The sequence below is a fragment of the Neisseria sp. HMSC065D04 genome (assembly GCF_001815675.1).
GTDB lineage: Bacteria > Pseudomonadota > Gammaproteobacteria > Burkholderiales > Neisseriaceae > Neisseria.
In genome coordinates this window covers 1-6,862 of the sequence record NZ_KV821495.1, presented here as the reverse complement: position 1 = coordinate 6,862, position 6,862 = coordinate 1, and the positions used below count along the sequence as shown (strand labels likewise).

At 51.4% G+C, this 6,862-nt stretch carries 8 protein-coding genes; 6 read left to right on the top strand and 2 right to left on the bottom strand.

From position 1 onward, the window contains the following. Window positions 1-178: 178 nt before the first annotated feature. Window positions 179-1,234 (bottom strand): transaldolase, encoded by a 1,056-nt coding sequence (gene tal / locus HMPREF3050_RS03990; protein ID WP_070773571.1) that lies wholly within the window; start codon window positions 1,232-1,234, stop codon window positions 179-181. 135 nt (window positions 1,235-1,369) lie between these two features. Here tal and HMPREF3050_RS03985 point away from each other — a divergent pair, with 135 nt between their 5' ends. From HMPREF3050_RS03985 to HMPREF3050_RS03960, 6 genes are all read left to right on the top strand, one after another. Next, complete coding sequence (locus tag HMPREF3050_RS03985; protein WP_070773570.1) at window positions 1,370-2,344, top strand: KpsF/GutQ family sugar-phosphate isomerase; 975 nt, start codon at window positions 1,370-1,372, stop codon at window positions 2,342-2,344. A gap of 77 nt (window positions 2,345-2,421) precedes the next feature. Further along, window positions 2,422-2,958: a KdsC family phosphatase gene (locus HMPREF3050_RS03980; protein ID WP_070773569.1), complete on the top strand. Its 537-nt coding sequence runs from the start codon at window positions 2,422-2,424 to the stop codon at window positions 2,956-2,958. Continuing rightward, entirely contained in the window at window positions 2,955-3,536 is a 582-nt protein-coding gene (gene lptC / locus HMPREF3050_RS03975) for an LPS export ABC transporter periplasmic protein LptC (RefSeq protein ID WP_070773568.1), read from the top strand. Before HMPREF3050_RS03980 ends, lptC begins: the two co-directional genes overlap by 4 nt. Then, window positions 3,517-4,047 (top strand): lipopolysaccharide transport periplasmic protein LptA, encoded by a 531-nt coding sequence (gene lptA, locus HMPREF3050_RS03970; protein ID WP_003743816.1) that lies wholly within the window; start codon window positions 3,517-3,519, stop codon window positions 4,045-4,047. Before lptC ends, lptA begins: the two co-directional genes overlap by 20 nt. Window positions 4,048-4,139: 92 nt before the next feature. Beyond that, entirely contained in the window at window positions 4,140-4,874 is a 735-nt protein-coding gene (gene lptB / locus HMPREF3050_RS03965) for an LPS export ABC transporter ATP-binding protein (RefSeq protein WP_070493599.1), read from the top strand. A gap of 181 nt (window positions 4,875-5,055) precedes the next feature. Continuing rightward, complete coding sequence (locus tag HMPREF3050_RS03960; RefSeq protein ID WP_070773566.1) at window positions 5,056-5,805, top strand: energy transducer TonB; 750 nt, start codon at window positions 5,056-5,058, stop codon at window positions 5,803-5,805. A 108-nt stretch (window positions 5,806-5,913) separates the two neighbouring features. Here the strand turns inward: HMPREF3050_RS03960 and HMPREF3050_RS03955 are convergent, their stop codons facing one another. Beyond that, window positions 5,914-6,684, bottom strand: a complete 771-nt coding sequence (locus HMPREF3050_RS03955; protein WP_070773564.1) for a hypothetical protein — start codon at window positions 6,682-6,684, stop codon at window positions 5,914-5,916. Window positions 6,685-6,862: the final 178 nt, after the last annotated feature.

Here is a 6,862-nt window from a genome sequence, read left to right as displayed (position 1 = left end):
CCGTACTGGTTTAAAGTTAATCCACTATACTTGGTCTTGATTTGAATCTATATATAGATGATGGAAACGGCAAAAGGTCGTCTGAAATCTCGAATTGAGGTTTTCAGACGACCTTTTGAGCTTGTTTATAGATAAAGCGTAGGAACCGGGTTGCTAAGGCTGGCTTGGGTTTTGACCATCAAGCCAGCGGGGCGAGCAGTTTGTCGAAGGCTTCTTCAAACTGTTTCAAACCGTCTTCCTGCAAGCGGTTGGCGAGGGTTTCTACGTCTATGCCGAGCGCGGCGGTTTCGGCAAGCTGCGCTTGTGCTTCTTCTACGCCTTCGGTCAGCGTGGCTTTGGCTGTGCCGTGGTCGATGAAGGCTTTGAGGGTGGCGTCGGGGACGGTGTTGACGGTGTGCGCGCCGATCAGGCTGTCAACGTAGAGCGTGTCGGGATAGGCGGGGTTTTTGACGCCTGTGGACGCCCATAAGAGCTGCACGCGGTTTGCGCCTTTGGCTTCCAGCGCGGCAAATTCGGGGCTGCCGAAGTATTGCGCCCAGTCTTGGTAGGCGGCTTTGGCAAGGGCGATGGCGATTTTGCCTTTGAGGTGGTCGGGCAGCGTGGCGTCAAGCGCGCCGTCCACGCGGGAGATGAAGAAGCTGGCGACGGCTTGGATATGGGCAACGCTTTGTCCGGCTGCCAAGCGTTTGGCGATGCCGCGCGCGTAGGCTGCGTAAGCTTTGAGGGTTTGGGCGCGTGAGAACAGCAGGGTCAGGTTCACGCTGATGCCGTCGGCGATGAGGGTTTCGAGTGCTTCGATACCTGCGTCGGTGGCGGGGACTTTAATCATGGCGTTTTTACGCGCGATGGCGGCATGGAGGCGGCGGGCTTCGTCTACCGTGCCTTGCGCGTCTTTGGCAAGCTCGGGGGAGACTTCGAGGCTGACGAAACCGGTTTTGCCGCCGGTGGATTCGTGTTCGGCAAGGCAAACGTCGCAGGCTGCCTGTACGTCGGCAATCGCCATGGTTTCGTAGCGTTGTTTGGGGCTGAGGTCTTGTTGTTTGAGGGCGGCGACCTCGTCGGCGTAAAGCGCGTCGCCGGCAAAGGCTTTTTGGAAGATAGCGGGATTGGAAGTTACGCCGCACACGCCTTGTTTCAGCATTTGCGCCAATTCGCCGCTTTGTACGAGCGAGCGGGAAAGGTTGTCCAGCCAGATTTGTTGTCCTAATGCTTTAACGTCCGATAAAATAGTCATCTCTGATTCCTTTAAATATAGGTTATTTGCGAAGCAGGCGGTAATGCTACCCCTATTCGAAAAATTTGGATAGTTTATTAGGGCATTTAATGATGTCCAAAACGATATAAAACGAACACAAAAAGGCATGAAATTATGGCAGGAAACGGTCAATATCTCGATTGGGCGCGCGAAGTGTTGCACACCGAAGCGGAAGGCTTGCGCGAAATTGCGACGGAATTGGACGAAAACTTCGTCCTTGCGGCAGACGCGCTGTTGCACTGCACAGGCAGGGTCGTCATCACGGGCATGGGTAAGTCGGGACATATCGGGCGCAAAATAGCGGCGACCATGGCTTCAACCGGCACACCTGCGTTTTTCGTCCATCCTGCGGAAGCGGCACACGGCGACTTGGGCATGATTGTGGACAACGACGTCGTCGTCGCAATTTCCAATTCCGGCGAAAGCGACGAAATCGCCGCCATCATCCCTGCGCTCAAACGCAAAAACATCACCCTCATCTGCATTACAGCCCGCCCCGATTCGACCATGGCGAGCCATGCCGACATCCACATCACGGCGTCAGTTTCCAAAGAAGCCTGCCCGCTGGGACTTGCCCCGACCACCAGCACCACCGCTGTCATGGCTTTGGGCGACGCATTGGCAGTTGTCCTTTTGCGCGCACGCGCGTTTACGCCCGACGACTTCGCCTTGAGCCACCCCGCCGGCAGCCTCGGCAAACGCCTGCTTTTGCGCGTTGCGGACATCATGCACAAAGACGACGCCCTGCCTGCCGTCCGACTCGGTACGCCATTAAAAGAAGCCATCGTCAGCATGAGCGAAAAAGGCTTGGGCATGCTGGCGGTAACGGACAACAAAGGTCGTCTGAAAGGCGTGTTTACTGACGGCGATTTGCGCCGCCTGTTCCAACAGCGCGACCGCTTTGACGGGCTGACCGTCGATGAAATCATGCACCCCTCACCCAAAACCATCCCCGCCGAACGCCTCGCCACCGAAGCCCTGAAAGTCATGCAGGCAAACCATGTGAACGGGCTTTTGGTAACCGACGCCGACGGCGTGCTGACCGGCGCGCTGAATATGCACGATTTACTGATGGCGCGGATTGTGTAAAGGCGGGCTAACCGTTTTCAGACGACCTTTATGTTAGAATAGGTCGTCTGAAACTTAGCAATCCGCAAGGAAACACTATGCAAACCTTAGACCCCGAACTGCAACAGCGCGCGGCGCATATCAAGCTGCTGATATTGGATGTGGACGGCGTTTTGACCGACGGCCGCATCTTCATCCGCGACGACGGCGAAGAAATCAAATCGTTCCACACCCTGGACGGACATGGTCTGAAGATGCTTCAGGCAAGCGGCGTGCAGACTGCGGTTATCACAGGTCGGGACGCGCCCTCCATCGGCATCCGCGTCAAACAGTTGGGCATAAATTACTACTTCAAAGGCATTTCGGACAAACGCGCCGCCTATGAGGAATTGCGCACACAGGCGGGCGTAGAAGAAGGCGAGTGCGCCTTTGTCGGCGACGACGTGGTCGATTTGCCGGTGATGGTGCGCTGCGGATTGCCGGTTGCCGTTCCCGACGCGCATTGGTTTGCGCTGCAACACGCCGCCTATATTACGAAACACGCGGGCGGCGCAGGCGCGGTGCGCGAAGTGTGCGACCTGATTATGCGCGCGAAAGGTACGCTGGGCGCGGCTTTGAACGAGTACATCAAATGAAAGTAAGATGGCGGTACGGAATCGCATTCCCTTTGGTGCTGGCGGTCGCGCTCGGCGGATTGTCGGCGTGGCTGGGGCGCATCAGCGAAATCGACATTGAAGAAGTCAAACTCAACCCCAACCAGCCGCAATATACGATGGACGGCATAGACGGGCGGCGGTTTGACGAACAAGGTCGTCTGAAAGAGCATCTGAGCGCAAGAGGGGCAAAACAGTTTCCCGAAAGCACCGACGTGCATTTCGAGCTGCCGCACCTCGTTTTCTTCCAAGAAGGCAACCGGCTTTACGACGTCGGCAGCGACGAAGCCGTGTACAACACCCAAACCAAACAACTCCTGTTCAAACACAACGTCGTCCTGACCAAAGCCGCCGACGCCAAGCGGCAGGCGGGCGTCGTCAAAACCGAGCTTCTACACGTCGACACCGAATCGCAATACGCCAAAACCGACACGCCCGTTACCTTCCAATACGGCGAATCGAACGGCAGCGCCGAAGGTCTGACGTATGACCACAAAAAAGGTTTGTTGAACTTCCCATCCAGAGTGAAAGCCACGATTTATGATACAAAAAATATGTAAGGCATGTGTTTTAACCGCATTTTTCGCCACCGCCCCAGCCTACGCCCTGCAAAGCGACAGCAAGCAGCCGATTCAGATTGAAGCCGACCAAGGCTCGCTCGACCAAAACAACCAAAGCACCACCTTCACCGGCAACGTCATCATCAAACAAGGCACGCTCAACATCCGCGCCGGCAGCGTCAACGTCTCCCGCAACGACAAAGGCGAACAGTTTATGAAAGCCAGCGGCTCGCCAGTCCGCTTCAGCCAGACGCTCGACGACAACAAAGGCACGGTTAACGGACAAGCAAACAACGTAACCTACTCCTCCGCCATCAACCTCGTTACCCTGACCGGCAACGCCAAAGTCCAACGCGGCGGCGACGTTGCCGAAGGCGCAGTCATCACCTACAACACCAAAACCGAAGTCTATACCATCAACGGCAGCTCCAAAACAGGTGCCAAATCCGCCGCCAAATCCGGCAGGGTCAGCGTCGTCATCCAGCCGTCCAGCACCCAAAAAACCAAATAACCAATATCTGACAACACAAAAGGTCGTCTGAAAACCAACATAGCAAGTTCCCAAAACACCTTTTCAGACGACCTCCGAACCAAGAGTCATTTATGAGCGAAAACACCAGCCGCCTCGTCGTTCAAAACCTGCAAAAAAGTTTCAAAAAACGCCAAGTCGTCAAAAGCTTCTCCCTCGAAATCGAAAGCGGCGAAGTCATCGGTCTGCTCGGCCCCAACGGCGCAGGCAAAACCACCAGCTTCTACATGATCGTCGGACTCATCGCCGCCGACGCTGGCAGCGTTACCCTAGACGGACAAGAACTGCGCCACCTGCCCATACACGAACGCGCCCGCCTCGGCGTCGGCTATCTGCCCCAAGAAGCCTCGATTTTCCGCAAAATGACCGTCGAACAAAACATCCGCGCCATTTTAGAAATCAGCACCAAAGACAAAAGCCGCATCGACAGCGAAGTAGAAAAACTGCTCGCCGACCTCAACATCGGACACCTGCGCCACAACCCCGCCCCCTCCCTATCCGGCGGCGAACGCCGACGCGTCGAAATCGCCCGCGTACTCGCCATGAAGCCGCGCTTCATCCTCTTGGATGAACCCTTTGCCGGCGTCGACCCGATTGCCGTCATTGATATCCAAAAAATCATCGACTTCCTCAAGTCGCGCGGCATCGGCGTACTCATTACCGACCACAACGTACGCGAAACCCTCAGCATCTGCGACAGAGCCTACATCATCAGCGACGGCACCGTCCTCGCCTCCGGCAAGCCCGACGACTTGGTCAATAACGAACAAGTCCGCTCCGTCTATCTTGGCGAAAACTTCAAATACTGATTTCAAATACTGGCAATGACAAACCGCACAATCAATTGTGCGGTTTTAAAATAACGAAACGTCAGAAAGGTCGTCTGAAAACGTTTTCAGACGACCTTTCGGGTAGGTTGGAGTGAAAACCCAACATTGCAAAAAATTCAACTCTCAACCCAAGCTAAACGTACCTAAAAGGAAAACATCCATGTCCAAACTCACCCTTCTCCTCTTATCCTCCCTCCTCGCCACGTCCGCCATCGCCGACACTCTGCCCGTACAACCTTGGCAAAATATGGGGGAATACGACGGCATCGTTCTCCCAAACGACAAAATCATCACCGGTATGGTTACTGCGACTGCATTCATAAACGAACAAGGTCATATCGAACAAACCGAATGGCAAGGCGAACCCCAAGAATTAGTCGAACTCTCCCAACGCACCGGACTGCCCGCATATGTCGAACCCTATCAAAGCTGCACATACGACGAAACCCAAACACAGCAAATTTGCACTCCATCGGCAAGCCAGAAAGAATTCAGGTTTTTCTATACTTTACCCAAGCACTTGAGAAAAGAAGCATTTACAAAACCTGTTAAAATACAGAGTCCTCCCTATCCTGCTCTTGCTCAAGAAGCGGGAGAAGAAGGCACTGTCATCATAGGCGCATTCGTCCCTCCTACCGGCTCAACGTTTCTCTATACAATAAAAAGTAGCGGTTTTCGAAGACTTGATAAAGCAGCTTATTCCGCAGTACATGCTTCGCTTCCTTTGCACCCTGCGACATACAAAAAACAACCCGTTGCCATCGCATACCAAATCCCCATCAAATTCTCCCTAGAATCCGAACCAAACACAGACTCGACGAAGGCGGGAAAAACCATTGATTCAACTCAAAAGACAACAAAAAATACAAAAAAACCGAAAAGGAAAAAGGCAAAAAACACCAAAAAATAAACCGGTTTCAGACGACCTTTCGGGTAGATTGGGTTGAAAACCCAACATTGCAGAAGATTCAACAGCTTTTGTTGGGTTTAGACCCAACCTACGCGTATTACAGCCTTATTAATGGAATTTTTTGCCGTCTTTATATCGATAGATTTGCAACATCGTTACCCTACCACCTCCGAACGAGTTGATTTCATAAGTAATCCCATCATATACGGCACGCGTACTGATCAGCTCTTTATTAAGCGGTTGTTTCTGTTTAAAGGTTTCGATATTTTGGATATGTTTGTCCAGCAGGTCTTGAAACAGATTATCCGGTTTGTTTTTATGGTTGATGGTAGAGATGATTAATTTGGGGATGGTGGTATCTTTAAAGATCCAACCATTATATCCCAATGGAACCTCTACACCATTTACTTTCCCATTGGAATATTTCAGTCTAATTTCATAATTGCAATCAGGTTTAACAAAATCTTTAAATATTAAATATATGGAGTAAATGGAGCCATCAATAACAGTAGTGCTATACAGGTTTTTCCCGTCAAAGTTTTCTTGGCTAACCTCTTGAAATCCTAAGTCCTGCAACTTAGAAATGATTAATCCAGTATTCATGGGAATAGTCAGACGGTGTGAACGGTTGAAAGGCGCATTATTTATCTGCTCATCTGCCAACATTACTCCAATAGCATTTTCTGGAACACTATGAATCGGGGGAAGAGTATTAAATTTATATTCAGAAGGATGACATTCAAAATGAAGACTACTTTGTTGTTTAGGATTTCTAAGGTCATTAGCAATATTCTTTTTATGCGGTGAATAGGGCTGATTGCCACATGAAACTACAAAAAAACACATAAATAAAGTAATAATTTTTTTATTCAATTTCATTTTTGAGATCTCTTCAAACCTTTATTATTTCGCATAACATTCCAAGGTGCTTATGAGAAACCCCTTAAATGTCTGGGTTGGACTTTAAGGGGATTTAGGGAATTTTGCAAAGATCTCCATTTTTCTCATTACTTTCAAGTCAGCCGTAGCAACTGTATTTTTCACCCCGTCGGGCAAA